We start from the raw sequence: 545 nt of genomic DNA, 5'->3' as shown, positions 1-545 counted from the left end.
AAAGTAACGGTGGTAAAAGAAAGCGGGTCTTGGTCACAGGTTAAAACGGCAAGCGGTCAAACGGGCTGGGTAGCAAGTCAGTACCTACAAGCAAGCTCCGGTTCTTCTACGCCGACTAATGACTCTGGTTCTACGGCAACCAAGCCAGCGGTCGTTAACGCCAGTTCATTAAACGTTCGTTCTTCTGCGAGCACAAGCGCGTCCATCGTGACGAACTTACCGCGAAATGCAAAAGTAACCGTGTTAAAAGAAAGCGGATCCTGGTCCCAGATTAAAACAGCAAGCGGCAAAACAGGCTGGGTGGCAAGTCARTACTTACAAACAGGTTCTGGACAGTCTTCACAAACAGCCCAGTCGATTCAAATTACAAAAGCTTCAAATTTACGCACTCAGCCGAGTTTAAGTGCTGGAATTATCCGTGTAGCAAAAGCAGGTGAAAGATTCAAAAAAGTAAACGAAACGAATGACTGGGTGCAAATTCAGTACTCTGCCAGTCAAACAGCATGGGTATCAAAAGGGTTAACAGCTGCGGCTGATTCTACAAC

1 protein-coding gene is annotated in these 545 nt (G+C 46.7%); it reads left to right on the top strand.

Features of this window, described 5'->3' with window-relative positions:
- Nucleotides 1-545 (top strand): SH3 domain-containing protein (locus tag AC1DRF_RS31875; protein WP_477742810.1); only part of this gene is annotated, 545 nt, incomplete at both ends.

This window comes from Priestia sp. P5_B4, assembly GCF_056400385.1.
This window is presented reverse-complemented; position numbering and strand designations above follow the sequence as displayed.